A 15,479-nucleotide genomic window follows, 5' to 3' on the forward strand; every position below is an offset into this window, starting at 1 on the left:
CACACCGGGCCCCAGACTCGATCAGCTGACTCGGACACTCGTCTCGACCGGGCATGAGGTGAGCCATGCGGAGCCCGGCGACGTCAGCCGTCAGATGCGGCAATCCCCTCCGGACGCGATCGTCGCCCTGGACGACGCCCACGACGGGCTGGACCTGATACGCGAGGTCCGCGCCGTGCCCGCGGGACGGGCGCTTCCCCTGCTCATGGTCACCTCCGACCCCGGCCCCGTGGGCGTCGCCGACATGCTGCGCGGCGGCGCCGACGACTGCCTGTCGGACAGCTCCGACCCCGTCGAGCTCGCCGCCCGGATCGAGGCCAAGCTGCGCCGGGTCCCGGTCCCCGTCGAGAATCTGCTGCTCGACCCGCGCACCGGTCTGTACTCCCAGCCCCACTTCCTGGGCGAACTCGACCGGGAACTCAAGCGGGTCGACGACAGCCGCGTCGGTGGTGTCGTCGCCATGGTCGGCGTCGCCGAGATAGCCGCCCTCGAAGCCCGGCTGGGGCCGCGGGTGCGCCGTGAGGTCGCCGAACGTCTGGCCGGAGTGGCGGAGAAGCTGGGCGGCGTCTGCGACCGGCTCGGCTGGGACGATGACGGCCACCTGCTGATGCTGATGCCCGGTGTGGACGAGGACACCGCGCGCGGCGAACTGCAGAAGTTCGCCAACGCCGTGGCCGGGACCCGCTTCGTGGTCGCCGATGAGAACGTACGGCTGACCCCGGCGATCGGATGGACCCCGCTGGCCGACTGCCCGGACCGCGCCCAGGCCGTCGCCAACTCGCGCAACGCGGTCGAGGAATCGATCCGCCACCGGGATCTGCGGCCGGTCAAGTACGCGGCGTGGATGCGCGGCAACCAGCGCCGCCGTCGCCGTCCGCTGGCCACCGCGCTCCGCGCCCTGCTGTCGGCGCTCTCGCCCATCCTGGTGCTTCTCTTCGGCGTGGGCATCCCCTTAGTCTTCTACCAGCAGATGTACGAGCTGGGCTGGGACGTCGGCTCGGCCGCCTACTGGGTCGTGGTGTCCGGGCTGGTGCTCTCCGCCGCGATGATCGTGCTGGAGTGCCTCTTCGCGCTCGATGCCAAACCCCGGCCCGAACAGCCCGCACAGCCGTATCCGTCGGCCAGCGCCGTCATCGCCGCCTATCTGCCCAATGAGGCCGCGACCATCGTCGACACCATCGAGTCCTTTCTGCGCCTGGACTACCCCAACGAGCTGGAGATCGTGCTCGCGTACAACACGCCGCACCCCATGCCCGTCGAGGAGGCCTTGCGGGAGATGGCCCGCCGCGACCCGCGGCTGGTGCTGATGCCGGTGGCGGGCAGCACCTCCAAGGCGCAGAACGTCAACGCCGCGGTCACCCGGGTGCACGGTGAGTTCGTGGGCATCTTCGACGCCGACCACCACCCGGCGCCCGACGCCTTCCAGCACGCCTGGCACTGGCTCTCGAATGGCTACGACGTGGTCCAGGGCCACTGTGTGATCCGCAACGGCGAGAGCTCCTGGGTCTCCAAGCTGGTGGGCGTGGAGTTCGAGGCCATCTACGCCGTCAGCCACCCCGGCCGGACCCGGCTCTACACCTTCGGCGTCTTCGGCGGCTCCAACGGCTTCTGGCGCACCGATCTGCTCGCCCGGACCCGGATGCACGGCACGATGCTCACCGAGGACATCGACTCCTCGATGCGCGCCCTGCGCGAGGGCGCCCGGATCGCCACCGACCGCACGCTCATCTCGCGCGAACTGGCGCCCACCACCCTCAAGGCGCTGTGGAACCAGCGGTCGCGCTGGGCCCAGGGCTGGCTCCAGGTGTCGCTGAAGTATCTGTGGCGCGGACTGCGCTCGCCGGCCTTCACCCCCCGCCAGAAGGCGGGGCTGCTGGTGCTGCTGGGCTGGCGTGAGATCCAGCCGTGGCTGACCCTGCAGATCCTGCCCGTGCTGCTGTACTCGGCGTGGCGGGCGGGCGGAGCGGACGAGCTCGACTGGGCGGTGCCGGTCTGCCTGCTGGCCACCCTGTTCACCCTCTCCGCCGGGCTGGTCCAGGCGCTGTTCGCATGGCGGCTCGCGGTGCCCGAACTGCGCCGCCGCAGGGCGTGGTTCTGGCGGTATCTGCTGGTGTCCACCTTCTTCTACAGCCACTTCAAGAACATCGTGGCCCGTCAGTCGCTCCTCAAGGAGGTGCTGCGGGACCGCCAGTGGCGGGTCACCCCGCGGCCCGGCGAGAAGGCGGTGAAGCGGACATGAGCACGGTGTCCACGACCCTCACCACCGCGCCCGCCACCGTTCGCCGGCCGGTCAACGGCACGCCCGCCAAGGGCGCGCCCTCCCGCCACCGGAGGAACGCGGAGATCCAGGGCTTCCGGGGAATGGCGGCGCTCCTCACGGTCGTCTTCCACGTCTGGCAGCAGTACTTCGTCTACGACCGGGACGGCGCTCACTCACCGGTGCCCAACCGGTACGCGAACGCGCTCGTGTCGCTGGAGGTCATCGACTTCTTCTTCGTCCTGTCCGCGTTTCTGCTGACGCTGTCCTACGCACGGGCGGCGATCGACGGGGGGTCGACCCGCCCCGGCCGGGTGTTCCTCTTCCGGCGGGCCATCCGGATCATCCCGCTGTACTTCCTGGCGGTCCTGTGCGTCTGGGCCACCCGCAACCCGACCCTGCCGGGCGAATGGTCCGATCTGGTGCACCATCTCACCTTCACCCAGGTCTTCGACCAGGAGCAGATCTTCTACACCATCGGCCCCACCTGGTCGTTGTCGCTGGAAATCATGTTCTATCTGGCGCTGGTGGGACTCGGCCCGCTGGCCGCCCGCGTCTGCCGTCCGCTGCGCAAGCGGGCCTCCCGGGTGGCGGTGTGCGCCGCCGGATGTGCCCTGCTGTACATCGGGCCGTTCATCTGGATCGCGGTCGCCCGCTATGTGCTGGAGATCCCGCACACCGAATGGCCGGTGTACTTCGGACCGCAGGCCCGCTTCGGCGGGTTCGCGGCGGGCATGGGCCTGGCCGTGATGATGGTCGCCCTCGGCGACCGGGGTCGGCTCCACGCGAAGGTGGCGATCCCGCTGCGGGTGGCCGCCCTCCTGGGGCTGTATCTGCTGTCCTGGTCCGGTACGGAGGCGGAGGACTTCCCCACCACCTTCTACCATCCGCTGTCCGCCCTGCTGTGGATGCTGCTGCTGTACAGCACCATCCATGTGCGGCGGCAGGGGCGGTGGCACACGTGGCTCACGGCCCGCTGGCTCACCGGCGCCGGGCTGGCCAGCTACAGCCTCTTCGTCTGGCATGAGCCGATCATGCTGGGCCTGTACAACGCCGGGCTGCTGCCCCCCGACGGACAGGCGGGCTTCCCGCTGGCCGTGGTCATCGTGCTGGTGGTGGCGGTGGCCGCCGCCGCGGTGAGCTACTGGCTCATCGAGTATCCGGCGAGCCTGCTCGGCAAGCTCAAGGACGGCAAGGGCGGTTCACGCGACTTCTATCCGGAGGCCGCGCGCTAACCATGGACAAACGTTCCCCGGTGTACGGGTGGCCGTACACCGGGGGGTCGTGGTTATCATCTGGCTCATTCTTTACTCTGTAATACGTGTGCGTCGGACATCGGTTCCTCTCGGAACCGGGCCTTCCGGTGCACTGCACCCAACCCATGTCATAACGGGGAGACCAGCGAAATGGGTCGACACAGCCGACCGACCGCCGCTCAGCAGGCGCGTACCACGACGCTCAAGGCGGCTACCGCCCTCGGAGTGGCCGGAACCATAGCCTTCGGCCTCCACTCGACGGCCGGCGGTGACAAGTCCGTGCAGGCCCGCTCCGATGTGAACACACAGCAGGAGCGGGCGCCGCACATCGATCCCGCCGTCGACCACTCGCCCTCGCAGAGCCATGTCTCGCCCAGCGAGTCCACGAAGCCGAAGCTGATCTCCGACGACACGGACGCCGCCACTCCCGGTGGCGGGGCGACGGACCGGGGCGCCGGCGCGCAGCGGCCCACCACCCCGGCCACCCCCGACGCGGCCCCCTCCAAGGCCCCGACCACCCACGCGGCCCCCACCCCGGCGCAGCGGGACGACCAGGTCCCCTCGAAGCCCTCCTCGCCGAGCGAGACGACCCCGAGCGCCGATCCGACCACCCCCTCACAGCAGCCCAGCCAGCCGCCGCAGTCCACCCCCGGCGGGGGCGGTCACCACGGCAAGGGTCTGGTGGGCGGTCTGGTGGACGGTGTCGGGGACACGCTCGACGGTGTGCTCGGCGGTGTGCTCGGCGGCTGAGCGCCGCCGCCTCACCCCGTGGCCAGCGCCTTGAGGCCCGCCAGGCCTCCGTTGAACCTGTTGTGGTCGCCCACCAGCGGCCCGGTGGAGGTGTACTGCCACAGGGTGTGGGTCTCCCAGCCGGCCGGCAGGTCCCCGGGGGTGGCGGCATACCGCGCCAGCCACAGGGGGTTCCGCTCGGCGAAGGCGGCGCTGTTACCGGTGCACGTCTTCCACCAGCCGGTGGCCGTATAGATCACCGGCTGGCGTCCGGTGCGCTCCTTGACCCGCGCCGTGAAGTCGCCGATCCAGTCCACGATCTGGGACGCGGTCAGGCCGAAGCAGGTTGCTCCGTACGGGTTGTACTCGAGGTCCAGGACGGGCGGCAGCGTCTTGCCGTCGTCCGACCAGTCGCCTCCGTTGCTCACGAAGAAGTCGGCTTGGCGGGTGCCGCTGGAACGATCCGGCAGGGCGAAGTGGTAGGCGCCGCGGATCATGCCCTGCTGGAAGGAGCCGTTGTACTGCGCGGAGAACGAGGGGTTCTTGTAGGTCGTGCTCTCGGTGGCCTTCACATAGGCGAATCGGACGTTGTCGTCCCACAGGGCCGCCCAGTCGACCGAACCCTGATGGTCGCTGACGTCCACACCCTCCACGGTGGCCGCTCTGGTGGCCCTGAGTGAGGCGCCGGGGCCGGCCTTCTCGTGGCGGGCGATCGTCGAGCCCATCCAGTCCCGCTCGGGGTGCGGGACGGACGATACGGGGGCCGGGTCGGTACCGGCGTCGTGGTCGGGGTCGGTCGTCGAGGCCGTGGCCGGGACGAGGGTGGCGAGGACGGCGGCGGTGACCGCCGCCCCCAGTGCGCCGATGGCGTGCGGCGAGCGCAGACGTGAAGGCGCCCGGTGGGCGCCCTTACCGGATTTCAGGGACATCTGTTCCTCCGATCCGTTCCGCATCGACGGTATGCGCGCCGAACGAAGATCGTGAAGCGGAACGGGAAATTCCGTCCCTCCGTCAGCGGTCCCGTGCCACCTCGCCGACGGGCCCCGATGGCACGCCGTAGCCCGCCACCAGCGCCCGCGCGGCCTGGGTCGCACGGATGGCGACCCCCTCGACCACGTCATCCGGATCGCCGAACTTCCCTTCCAGCAATTGGGCGACATACCCCCGGGCGAGTGCATGCAAAGCGTCGAGCAGCGCCACGGCCGTCGCCGGGCCCTCGCCCGGAGCGATCACCTCGAAGGCGCTCGGCAACAGCAGATCGACGAACTCCCTGGTGCTGTCCCGCAGCTCCGGATGGGTGGCCCGCAACCCCGGGGCGAACAGGATGTCCAGCCCGCCCCGGTAGCGGGCGGCCGCGCGCACGAAGCTGCCCGCCACCGTCGCCAGCCGCTCCTGAGCGGAGCCGGTCTCGGCCGCGGTCTCCAGATAGATGGCCCGCAGCCGCCGCGCGACCTCCAGCGCGGCGGCCGCGAGCAGCGCGTCCCGGTCGGCGAAGTGGCGGTACGGGGCACCGGGGCTGACACAGGTGCGGCGCGCGGCCTCCGCGACGGAGAAGCCGCGCACCCCGACCTCGTCGATGATCTCCAGGGTCGCCTCCACCAGCGCGGCGGCCAGGTCGCCGTGGTGGTAGGTGGCGCGTCCCTTCGCGGTGGGTGCCATTCGGGTGACCCTACCCGACCCGATGCTCCGGCCCGCCCGCCCCTGGCCTGCGCTTTTCGGCGGACCTGGCCGCCCGCAGCGCCTCCCGCGAGCGCTCGATGCGGATCGGCAGATCCCGCACCCGCTCCCCGGTCGCATGGTGGAAGGCGCTGCCGATGGCCGCCGCCGCGCCCACGATGCCCAGTTCGCCGATGCCCTTGGCACCCACCGGGTTGGAGGTGTTGTCGGTCTCCTCCAGGCACACCACGTCCAGCCGCGGGACATCGGCGTGGGCGGCGATGTGATAGCCCGCGAAGTCATGGTTGGCGAAGTCACCGAAGACCGGATCGACCTCGCCGATCTCCAGCAGCGCCATCGACAGACCCATCGTCATGGCTCCCAGGAACTGCGAGCGCGCGGTGTGCGGATTGACGATCCGCCCGGCCGCGAACACGCCCAGCATCCGGTCCACCCGGATCTCACCGGTGTCGGCGTCCACCCGCACCTGGGCGAACTGCGCCCCGAAGGTGTGCCGCGACAGATCCGCCCGCTGCCCCAGGTCCTCGGTGGTGTCGGCCACCACCTCGAGACCGCCGTCCGGGACCACACCCCCGTAGACGTCCAGCTCCTTGAGCAGCGCACGGCACGCCTTGTCCACCGCCCAGCCCCAGGAGGCGGTGCCCAGCGAACCGCCCGCGAACGGCGCCATGCCCAGCGACGCGCGGCCGATCTCCAGCCGCAGCCGCGACACCGGAATGCCCAGCGCGTCCGCCGCCACCTGGGTGAGGGCGGTGCGGGCGCCCGTGCCGAGGTCGGCCGCGCCGATGCGCACCCGGTACGTCCCGTCCTCCTCGGCGCGCGCCACCGCGGAGGAGGGGAAGGTGTAGTCCGGGTGGTGCGAGGCGGCCACACCGGTGCCGACCAGCCAGCGTCCCTCGCGCCGGATCCCCGGCGTCGGATCGCGGTGCTCCCAGTCGAAGCGCGCCGCGCCCTCGCGCAGGCAGGCGACCAGGTTGCGGCTGCTGAACGGCTTTCCGCTCTCCGGGTCGTTCTCCGGCTCGTTGCGGATCCGCAGCTCGATCGGGTCCATGCCCAGCGCCTCGGCCAGTTCGTCGACGGCCGACTCCAGCGCGAACATCCCCGGCGTGTGGCCGGGCGCGCGGAACCAGGCGGGCGTCATCACATCCAGTGGCGCCACCTTCACCGTCGTACGGGCGTTGGGCGCCGCGTACATCATCCGCGTCGAGGACACCGTCTGGTCGGCGAACGGCACCAGGGCCGAGCGCTGCTGCACCGAGTCGTGCTGGATCACCGTCAGCCGGCCGTCGCGCCCGGCCCCCAGCCGCACCCGCTGGATCGTGGGGGAGCGGTAGGGGATCAGCTGGAACATCTGCTGCCGGGTCAGGGCGATCTTCACTGGCCGTCCAAGGGCCCGTGCGGCCAGCGCCGCCAGCACCGTCGGCGAGCGCGGAATGCCCTTGGACCCGAAGCCACCCCCGATGTATTCGGCGACGACCTCGACCGCACTCAGCTCGATCCCGAACAGCGCGGACAGCAGCTGCGCGCTCATGTACGGGCCCTGGTCGGAGTTGAACAGCGTCAGCCGGTCCTCGTCCCACACCGCGATCGTGGCATGCGGCTCCATCGGGCTCACATGCTCGACCGGGGTGGTGTACGTGTTGTCCACCCGCACCGGAGCGGCGGCCCACGCCGCGTCGGCGTCACCGCGCTCGACCAGGCCAGGGCTGCCGTCGGTCACCGTTTCGGCGATCTCCAGCCGCTCGTCGTCGGCGCGCAGCACCACATCGTGCGGCTCCCGCTCATAGCTCACCCGGACCGCCGCCGCACCCTCGCGCGCCGACTCCAGTGAGGTGGCCACCACGGCGGCCACGATCTGGCCGTGGTAGGCCACCTGAGGGGACTGCAGCACGAAGAGGTCCGCGCTCGCCTGTGCCTCGGCGTTCAGCCGCGGGGCGTTGGTGTGGTCGAGCACCGTCAGCACACCGGGCAGGGCCAGTGCCGGGGCGGGGTCCACCTCCGTCACCCGGCCGTGGGCGACGGAGGCCTGCACCGGCCATACGTAGCTGACGCCCTGAGTGGGGTACTCATAGGCGTAGCGCGCCGCGCCGGTCACCTTGTCCAGGCCGTCGACCCGGGTCATCGGGGCGCCGACGCATCGCTCGACGGTGGTCATGCGCGATCCTTCCTCGCGACGAGGTCGCGGACACCCGCGACGATCAGATCAATGGCCAGGTCGACCTTGAAGGCGTTGTCCGGCAGCGGCCGCGCCTCGGCCAGCTCGGCCCGGGCCGCCTCCCGCAGCGTCTCCTCGTCCGGCCGGCCGCCGCGCAGCCGCTCCTCGGCGATCCGGGCCCGCCACGGCCGGGGCGCCACCCCGCCCAGCGCGATCCGTACGTCCTGGAGCGAGCCGTCCTCGGCCACGGACACCGCGGTGGCGGCGCTCACCAGCGCGAAGGCGTACGACCAGCGGTCCCGCACCTTGCGGTAGCGCATCCGGGCGCCGTGCGGCGGCGGGGGCAGTTCCACGGCGGTGATGAGGTCGCCGTGGTCCAGGACGGTCTCCCGGTGCGGTGTCTCGCCGGGCAGCAGATACAGCTCCGCCACCGGAACGGTGCGCGAGCCGCCGTCCACGGACCGCAGATGCGCCACCGCGTCGAGCGCCACCAGGGCCACCGCCATGTCGGAGGGGTGGGAGGCCACGCACTGGTCGGAGGTGCCCAGCACGGCCAGATCGCGGTGCGCGCCCTGGATCGCCGGACATCCAGTGCCCGGTTCGCGTTTGTTGCATGGCTTGGTCACATCCTGGAAGTACCCGCAGCGGGTGCGTTGCAGCAGATTGCCGCCCACCGTGGCCACCGTGCGCAGTTGCCCGGACGCCCCGGCCAGCAGCGCCTGGGACAGCAGCGGGAAGCGCTCGCGGATGCCCGGATCGCCCGCCAGAGCGCCGTTGCGCACGGTGGCGCCGATGAGCACGGAGCCGTCGTCGCGGTGCTCGATCCGGTCGTACGGCAGCCGGGAGACGTCGATGAGCAGCCCGGGGCCGGTGACGCCGAGCTTCATCAGATCCACCAGATTGGTGCCCCCGCCGAGGTAGGTGGCATCGGGGCGCTCGGCGATCAGCGCGGCCGCCTCGTCGGCGTCGCCCGCGCGGGCGTAGGCGAACTCCTTCATCGGGCGCCTCCGACCGTGGCAGTGTCCTGGGTGCCCGCGGCGTCCAGCACGGCCTCCACGATGCCGTTGTACGCACCGCAGCGGCACAGATTGCCGCTCATGCGCTCGCGCACCTCCCGCGCGTCCAGCTCCGAGACCTCGGCCACCCCGGCGGCGGTGTCCTCGGTGACATGGCTGGGCCAGCCGCGCCCGGCCTCGCCCAGCGCCCCGATGGCGGAACAGATCTGGCCCGGGGTGCAGTAGCCGCACTGCAGCCCGTCGCGGTCGAGGAAGGCGCGCTGCACCGGGTGCAGTTCCCCGCCGCCCGACAGCGCCGCCACGCCCTCGATGGAGACGATCTCGCGCTCCTCGGCGGTCACCGCGAACACCAGGCAGCTGTTCACCCGCTCACCGTCGACCAGTACCGTGCAGGCCCCGCACTGACCGTGGTCGCAGCCCTTCTTGGTGCCCGTGAGCCCCAGCCGCTCGCGCAACACATCGAGCAGGGTCGTCCGGTTGTCGATGGTCATCGGGTGGGACGTGCTGTTGATCCGCAAGATGATGTCGCTACTGGGTGAGTGATGTGAGAGGCTCATACATTGAATGTATCAACCTCTTACATGGGTCGGCGAGGAGATTTGGATTCCATGCGAGACGTCGTAGCGCAGATGCACCGATGGTGGGGCGAGGGCGAGCCGTTCGCCCGTGCCACGGTGGTGGCGACCTGGCACTCCTCCCCGCTGCCGCCCGGGACGAGCATGCTGGTCGGGCCCGATGGCGCCGCGATCGGCAGCGTCTCCGGCGGCTGTGTCGAGGGCGCCGTCTACGAACTGGCCCAGGAGGTGACCGACAGCGGCACGCCCGTGCTGGAGCGCTACGGCGTCAGCGACGACGACGCCTTCGCGGTCGGGCTGACCTGCGGCGGAATCATCGATGTGTATGTGGAGCGGGTCGACCCCGAAGGCTTCCCCGAACTGGGCGAGGTGGCCACTGCGGTGGCCGCCGGAGAGCCGGTGGCCGAGGTGATCTGCGTGGCCGTCGACGGGCCCGACCCGGAGGGGCGGCTGGGCCGCCGGCTGGTCGTACGGCCCGAGAGCACCTCGGGATCCCTCGGCTCCGGGCGGCTGGACGCGGCCATCGCCGAGGACGCGCGCGGACTGCTGGCCGGCGGGCGCACCGAGACCCTGCGCTACGGCTACGACGGCACGCGCATGGACGAGGAGCTCACCCTGTTCGTCTCGGTCCACGCCACCCCGCCGAGGATGCTGGTCTTCGGTGCCGTCGACTTCGCGGCGGCCATGGCCCGGATCGGCGCGTACCTCGGCTACCACGTCACCGTGTGCGACGCCCGGCCGGTCTTCGCCACCGCGCGCCGCTTCCCCGATGCGCACGAGGTGGTGACCGACTGGCCGCACCGCTATCTGCGCACCGAGGCGGAGGCGGGCCGGATCGACGAACGCACAGTGGTCTGCGTGCTCACCCACGACCCGAAATTCGATGTGCCGCTGCTGGATGTCGCCCTGCGCCTGCCGCTGGCCTACGTCGGTGCCATGGGCTCCCGCCGCACCCACGACGACCGGCTCCGCCGGCTGCGCGCCACCGGTCTCGGTGAGGAGGCGCTGACCCGGCTCGCCTCGCCGATCGGCCTGGACCTCGGCGCCCGTACCCCGGAGGAGACCGCCGTCAGCATCGCGGCCGAGATCATCGCCGACCGCGGGGGCGGCAGCGGCACCCGGCTGACCTCCCTGAGCGGCAGCATCCACGGCCGGCAGGCGATGCGTCCCGCGGCCGGAGACTGAGGGAGCCGGGGCCACGTCCCGGGCCGGGGGTCGTCACAATGGTTCCCGGCCCGAATGGATGTAGGAGGATTCGAACCAGCCGTGGAGACCGCCAGAAGCAGCGACGACGAGATAGGACCCACCGCCCGGGACGACGACAAGCCCCCCGGAGCCGGGGACGGCACCCCCGCCCCGCCGCCGAAACCCGGCTGGCGCCGCTGGGTGATGGACACCCGGCCGCTGCGCCACCGCCCCTTCCGGCGGCTGTGGACCTCCACCACCGTGACCGCCGTCGGCAGCCAGCTCACCGCCGTGGCCGTCCCCAAGCAGATCTACGACATCACCGGCTCATCGGCGTGGGTCGGCTACGCCAGCTTCGCGGGGCTCCTCCCGCTGGTGGTCTTCGCGCTGTGGGGCGGGGTGGTCGCCGACCGGATGGACCGGCGCACCCTGATGCTCGTCACCAACGTGGGCATCGCCGTCACCTCGCTGCTGTTCTGGGCGCAGTCCTTCGCCGGTCTGGACTCGGTGGCGGTGCTCATGGTGCTGCTCGCCGCCCAGCAGGGCTTCTTCGGCATGAACTCCCCGGCCCGCAGCGCCTCCGTCGCCCGCCTCGTGCCCGCCGACGAACTGCCCGCCGCGGGCGCCCTGCAGTCCACTGTCGCCCAGACGGGCATGATCATCGGCCCGCTGCTCGCGGGCGCCCTGATCCCCGTCCTCGGCCTGCCCACGCTCTATCTCCTCGACGCCGTGGCGCTGTGCATCACCCTGTGGGCCGTCTGGCGGCTGCCCTCCCTCCCACCGCTCACCGAGGGCGCCGCGGGCGGAGGCCGACGGGCCGGATGGCGCGATGTGGTCGACGGCTTCCGGTACATCGCCGCCCACCGCATCCTGCTGATGTCCTTCCTCGCGGACATCATCGCCATGGTCTTCGGCATGCCCCGCGCGCTCTTCCCCCAGCTCGCCTCGCACACCTACGCGCCCTGGGGCGAGGGGTTCGCGCTCGGCCTGCTCTTCGCGGCGATCCCGATCGGCGCGGTGGCCGGAGGTCTGCTGTCCGGTACCTTCTCCCGCGCCCGCCGCCACGGTCTGATGGTCATCGCCGCCGTGGTGGCCTGGGGCGTGGCCATCGCCGGATTCGGGCTCAGCCCGAACCTGTGGTGGGCGGTGGCCTTCCTCGCCCTCGCGGGCGTCGCCGACATGGTCTCGATGGTCTTCCGCGGCGCGATCCTCCAGTCGGCCGCCACCGACGACATGCGCGGCCGGATGCAGGGCGTGTTCACCGTGGTGGTGGCGGGCGGCCCGCGCATCGCCGACCTGCTGCACGGCACCGCGGGCTCCCTCCTCGGGGCCCGCGCGGCGGTCGCCGCGGGCGGGCTGCTGGTGGCCGTCAGCACGCTCGGGCTGGCCGCCGCGGTGCCTGCCTTCCGCCGCTACACACCCTGACGACGCGGCGGCGGCGCGACGGCACGAGGGCTGTAGCACAACGGCACGAAGGCCGTGCCCTCACCGGAATCCGGGGCGGGGACACGGCCCTCGTGACGTCACGACGTCACGACCTCACGAAGTCACGACGTCAGGCCGTGCGCTCGTCGCGGTCGGCGCCCCACATCGTGTGGAACGAACCCTCGCGGTCCACCCGCCGGTAGGTGTGCGCACCGAAGAAGTCCCGCTGCCCCTGGACCAGCGCGGCGGGCAGCCGCTCCGAGCGCAGCGCGTCGTAGTACGCCAGCGCCGCAGAGAAGCCCGGTGCCGGCACGCCCAGCTCGACCGAGGTGGACACCACTCGCCGCCAGGCGTCCTGCGCCGCGCCCAGCGCCTCGGCGAAGTGGTCGTCGGTGAGCAGCGTGACGGGCTTGCCGTCCTTGGCGTACGCCTCGGTGATCCGGTTCAGGAACCGCGCCCGGATGATGCAGCCGCCGCGCCAGATCTTCGCGACCGCCCCCGGGTCGATGTCCCAGCCGTACTCCTGGCTGCCCGCCTCGATCTGGTGGATGCCCTGTGCGTACGCCACGATCTTCGAGGCGTACAGCGCCTGCTCGACATCGTCGGCGAACCGCTCCGCCGCCGCACCCGTGAGCTTCTCGCCGGACGGCCCCGGCAGCCCCTGCGAGGCTTCCCGCAGATCCGCGTGGCCGGACAGCGAACGGGCGAACACCGCCTCGGCGATCCCGCTCACCGGCACGCCCAGGTCCAGCGCGGTCTGGACGGTCCAGCGGCCGGTGCCCTTCTGCTCGGCCTGGTCCTGCACCACGTCCACGAACGGCTTGCCGGTCGCGGCGTCGGTGTGCCCGAGCACCTCGGCGGTGATCTCGATCAGATACGACTCGAGCCGGCCGCCGTTCCAGGTGCGGAAGACCTCCGCGATCTCACCCGGCGTCATGCCCAGCGCCCGCCGCAGCAGGTCGTAGGACTCCGCGATGAGCTGCATGTCCGCGTATTCGATGCCGTTGTGCACCATCTTCACGAAGTGGCCGGCCCCGTCCGGGCCGATATGGGTGCAGCAGGGGACGCCGTCCACCTTGGCGGAGATGTCCTCCAGCAGCGGCCCGAGCGACTTGTAGGATTCCGCCGATCCGCCGGGCATGATGCTGGGCCCGTTGAGCGCGCCTTCCTCGCCGCCGGAGATGCCGGTGCCCACGAAGTGCAGCCCGCGCTCGCGCAGGGACTTCTCCCGGCGCCGGGTGTCATCGAAGTGGGCGTTGCCCCCGTCGATGATCACGTCGCCCTCTTCGAGGAGGGGTGCGAACTCCTCGATGACGGCGTCGGTGGGCGCACCCGCCTTGACCATGATGACAAGCCGCCGGGGCCGCTGCAGGGCTGCGACGAACTCCGCGGCGCTCTCGGCCGGCACGAAGCTCCCCTCGTGGCCGTGCTCCTCCATCAACGCCTTGGTCTTGGCGAACGTGCGGTTGTGGAGAGCGACGGTGTGCCCGTGCCGGGCGAAGTTGCGGGCGAGGTTGCTGCCCATGACGGCGAGCCCGGTGACGCCGATCTGGGCGGTGGGCTGGGTGGTGGAAGGGCTGGGCATACGGTGTTCCACTCCTGTCATGCGCATCGGATGCTTATGCGAGGTGGCAACGACGAGGGGAGCGGGGATCTTCCCTCTCGGTCAGCCGGGCATCGCCCGGCCATAGTTGCACGATGTTCCCGACGGCGGACGCGTGTCCGAAGAAAGCGCCCGAGGTGTGTCATTGTTCTCCCGCACGTGCGGGGCGCCGGGTTGTGGGGTATCCACAAGTCGGCTGGTGGACAGGTGGTGGGTGTGCGATGCGTACGCGATATGGGCGCGGTCGGGTACGTCGTGCAGTTGAGGCTCGTCCCGTAACGCCCCACCGGCCTGGGGCTTGACGTTCTCGCGGGCCGGGTATCGCAGGCGCATGCGGGCATGGGGAAGGGCCGTGTGGACGGGACCCCGGTCGGAGACCTTTCTGCGGGGTGTCGTGCGGCGGGCGCTGGCGAGAGATGTGCCGCAGCCGTGGTGGATCCCGCGGCGTGTGCTGACCGTGGTGTCGGCCGATGTGGACGCCACTGCCGGTGTCGGGGCGATCTGGATCGTGTGGCGTCCGAAGTCACCGCGGACGCATGAGCACATTGCCCTCCTGGAGTGGTACGACGAGCAGTGGCGGTACGTGGGGGGCGGCAGCGGCTCCGGAGACGATCCTGTCAACATCGATGTGCTCGACGTTCGCAACGCCGGGGGCGTCCTCAGCCTCACCCGCAGCATTGACCCGCCACGCTCCATCACGGCAGCCCCGTGGATCAGTTGCGCCAAAGTGCGCCTCGGGCGGGACGTGGGCCACGTTCTCGTCGGTGCCCGCCGGATCGAGAACCCCAAGCACTGCAAGCTCATCACTGTTTGGACGTCCCCCTACGTCAGCCGCGGAGCCCGTCCCGTCATCGTGGCCCTGGGACACCACGGCGCCGAGCTCTCCCGCATTGGTCCCGACGACAGCCTGGACACCCATACCTGGGCGCGATTGAGAGAGGAGTTATGACCCATGCTCCCCATCTCCCCGGGACGACGCTTACGGTGCCCTTCTACGCACCGCCATCGAGCAGGTGGCCGAAGCGATCGCCCAGCGGAACACCGCCCAGTGCGGCGCCGAGAGCGGTTTTGCGTCGGCCGACGCCTTCAGGGCCAGGGTGTGGATCCACGAAGGGGACCTGCACTCCCTCCCCGACGCCGACCACCTCATCCGCGGCACGGACCCGGTGGAGACAGGGCCGGGCGTCATCGCTCACCCCTTCCCCGGACACACCGCGGGCAGTGCGCTCTTCATCGCGGATGAGAAGTTCTGCTTCACCGGCGACGCGTTCTTCTGGTCGAACTCCCAGCAGGACCTGGAAGTGGCCGACAGCGTCGTCTACGACTCCATCAAGACGCCGGCCGGGTCCGTGGCCCGGGGCGCGGGGGAGCTGACCTTCGAGTGGGTACTGCCGGGTCATGGCAGCTTCCGCCATCTGCCCGCCGACGAGATGCGGGACCGGACGCGGGACCGGATGCGGGCTCTCGGGCAGCGGGCCGCCACCTACCCCGAACAGGAGGTCGACTACAGCAAGGTCCGCTTGTGACAGCCTGAAACGCCCCGGCCCGGGGCTGATGCCCAGGCAAGGACGGCCCGTAGGGACAGGGGCGGCCCCCGCTGT

The 15,479-nt window shown here is 71.2% G+C and carries 13 protein-coding genes; 7 read left to right on the forward strand and 6 right to left on the reverse strand.

Annotated elements, in window-relative coordinates:
• Positions 1-58: 58 nt before the first annotated feature.
• From STRVI_RS18245 to STRVI_RS18255, 3 genes are all read left to right on the forward strand, one after another.
• A complete protein-coding gene (locus STRVI_RS18245) occupies positions 59-2,239 on the forward strand; it encodes a glycosyltransferase (RefSeq protein ID WP_251982651.1) in 2,181 nt (726 codons plus the stop codon).
• The gene (locus tag STRVI_RS18250; RefSeq protein ID WP_014057148.1) at positions 2,236-3,492 is read left to right on the forward strand and encodes an acyltransferase family protein; all 1,257 of its coding nucleotides are present in this window, start codon (positions 2,236-2,238) and stop codon (positions 3,490-3,492) included. Before STRVI_RS18245 ends, STRVI_RS18250 begins: the two co-directional genes overlap by 4 nt.
• Positions 3,493-3,738: 246 nt before the next feature.
• The gene (locus STRVI_RS18255) at positions 3,739-4,263 is read left to right on the forward strand and encodes an extensin (RefSeq protein ID WP_251982652.1); all 525 of its coding nucleotides are present in this window, start codon (positions 3,739-3,741) and stop codon (positions 4,261-4,263) included.
• 11 nt (positions 4,264-4,274) lie between these two features.
• Here STRVI_RS18255 and STRVI_RS18260 read toward each other — a convergent pair whose 3' ends face one another.
• The 5 genes from STRVI_RS18260 to STRVI_RS18280 form a co-directional block, all read right to left on the reverse strand.
• Complete coding sequence (locus STRVI_RS18260) at positions 4,275-5,171, reverse strand: lysozyme (protein WP_014057150.1); 897 nt, start codon at positions 5,169-5,171, stop codon at positions 4,275-4,277.
• Between the two features lie 82 nt (positions 5,172-5,253).
• The gene (locus STRVI_RS18265; RefSeq protein ID WP_014057151.1) at positions 5,254-5,901 is read right to left on the reverse strand and encodes a TetR/AcrR family transcriptional regulator; all 648 of its coding nucleotides are present in this window, start codon (positions 5,899-5,901) and stop codon (positions 5,254-5,256) included.
• 10 nt (positions 5,902-5,911) lie between these two features.
• A complete protein-coding gene (locus STRVI_RS18270) occupies positions 5,912-8,074 on the reverse strand; it encodes a xanthine dehydrogenase family protein molybdopterin-binding subunit (RefSeq protein ID WP_014057152.1) in 2,163 nt (720 codons plus the stop codon).
• The gene (locus STRVI_RS18275; RefSeq protein ID WP_014057153.1) at positions 8,071-9,072 is read right to left on the reverse strand and encodes an FAD binding domain-containing protein; all 1,002 of its coding nucleotides are present in this window, start codon (positions 9,070-9,072) and stop codon (positions 8,071-8,073) included. Before STRVI_RS18275 ends, STRVI_RS18270 begins: the two co-directional genes overlap by 4 nt.
• Positions 9,069-9,647 carry a (2Fe-2S)-binding protein gene (locus STRVI_RS18280; protein WP_014057154.1) on the reverse strand — a complete coding sequence of 193 codons (579 nt, stop codon included), beginning with the start codon at positions 9,645-9,647 and terminating at the stop codon, positions 9,069-9,071. Before STRVI_RS18280 ends, STRVI_RS18275 begins: the two co-directional genes overlap by 4 nt.
• A gap of 51 nt (positions 9,648-9,698) precedes the next feature.
• On the opposite strand from STRVI_RS18280, the gene STRVI_RS18285 reads away from it, so the two are divergent.
• Both STRVI_RS18285 and STRVI_RS18290 read left to right on the forward strand, forming a co-directional pair.
• Positions 9,699-10,850, forward strand: a complete 1,152-nt coding sequence (locus STRVI_RS18285) for an XdhC family protein (RefSeq protein ID WP_014057155.1) — start codon at positions 9,699-9,701, stop codon at positions 10,848-10,850.
• Positions 10,851-10,931: 81 nt separating this feature from the next.
• Entirely contained in the window at positions 10,932-12,275 is a 1,344-nt protein-coding gene (locus STRVI_RS18290; protein ID WP_014057156.1) for an MFS transporter, read from the forward strand.
• A gap of 130 nt (positions 12,276-12,405) precedes the next feature.
• Here STRVI_RS18290 and gndA read toward each other — a convergent pair whose 3' ends face one another.
• Positions 12,406-13,860, reverse strand: coding sequence for an NADP-dependent phosphogluconate dehydrogenase (gndA, locus tag STRVI_RS18295; RefSeq protein ID WP_014057157.1), 1,455 nt, complete (start codon positions 13,858-13,860; stop codon positions 12,406-12,408).
• A gap of 466 nt (positions 13,861-14,326) precedes the next feature.
• On the opposite strand from gndA, the gene STRVI_RS18300 reads away from it, so the two are divergent.
• Complete coding sequence (locus STRVI_RS18300) at positions 14,327-14,827, forward strand: hypothetical protein (protein ID WP_251982653.1); 501 nt, start codon at positions 14,327-14,329, stop codon at positions 14,825-14,827.
• 64 nt (positions 14,828-14,891) lie between these two features.
• Positions 14,892-15,404 carry a hypothetical protein gene (locus tag STRVI_RS18305; RefSeq protein WP_251982654.1) on the forward strand — a complete coding sequence of 171 codons (513 nt, stop codon included), beginning with the start codon at positions 14,892-14,894 and terminating at the stop codon, positions 15,402-15,404.
• Positions 15,405-15,479 lie beyond the last annotated feature (75 nt).

Origin of the sequence: Streptomyces violaceusniger Tu 4113, assembly GCF_000147815.2 — a bacterium.
GTDB classification, from domain to species: Bacteria; Actinomycetota; Actinomycetes; order Streptomycetales; family Streptomycetaceae; genus Streptomyces; species Streptomyces violaceusniger_A.

Coding starts and splice junctions, on each gene's coding strand:
- STRVI_RS18250 (WP_014057148.1), top strand. CDS start 2,236: ATGAGCACGGTGTCCACGACCCTCACCACCGCGCCCGCCACCGTTCGC.
- STRVI_RS18260 (WP_014057150.1), bottom strand. CDS start 5,171: ATGTCCCTGAAATCCGGTAAGGGCGCCCACCGGGCGCCTTCACGTCTG.
- STRVI_RS18265 (WP_014057151.1), bottom strand. CDS start 5,901: ATGGCACCCACCGCGAAGGGACGCGCCACCTACCACCACGGCGACCTG.
- STRVI_RS18270 (WP_014057152.1), bottom strand. CDS start 8,074: ATGACCACCGTCGAGCGATGCGTCGGCGCCCCGATGACCCGGGTCGAC.
- STRVI_RS18275 (WP_014057153.1), bottom strand. CDS start 9,072: ATGAAGGAGTTCGCCTACGCCCGCGCGGGCGACGCCGACGAGGCGGCC.
- STRVI_RS18280 (WP_014057154.1), bottom strand. CDS start 9,647: ATGAGCCTCTCACATCACTCACCCAGTAGCGACATCATCTTGCGGATC.
- STRVI_RS18285 (WP_014057155.1), top strand. CDS start 9,699: ATGCGAGACGTCGTAGCGCAGATGCACCGATGGTGGGGCGAGGGCGAG.
- gndA (WP_014057157.1), bottom strand. CDS start 13,860: ATGCCCAGCCCTTCCACCACCCAGCCCACCGCCCAGATCGGCGTCACC.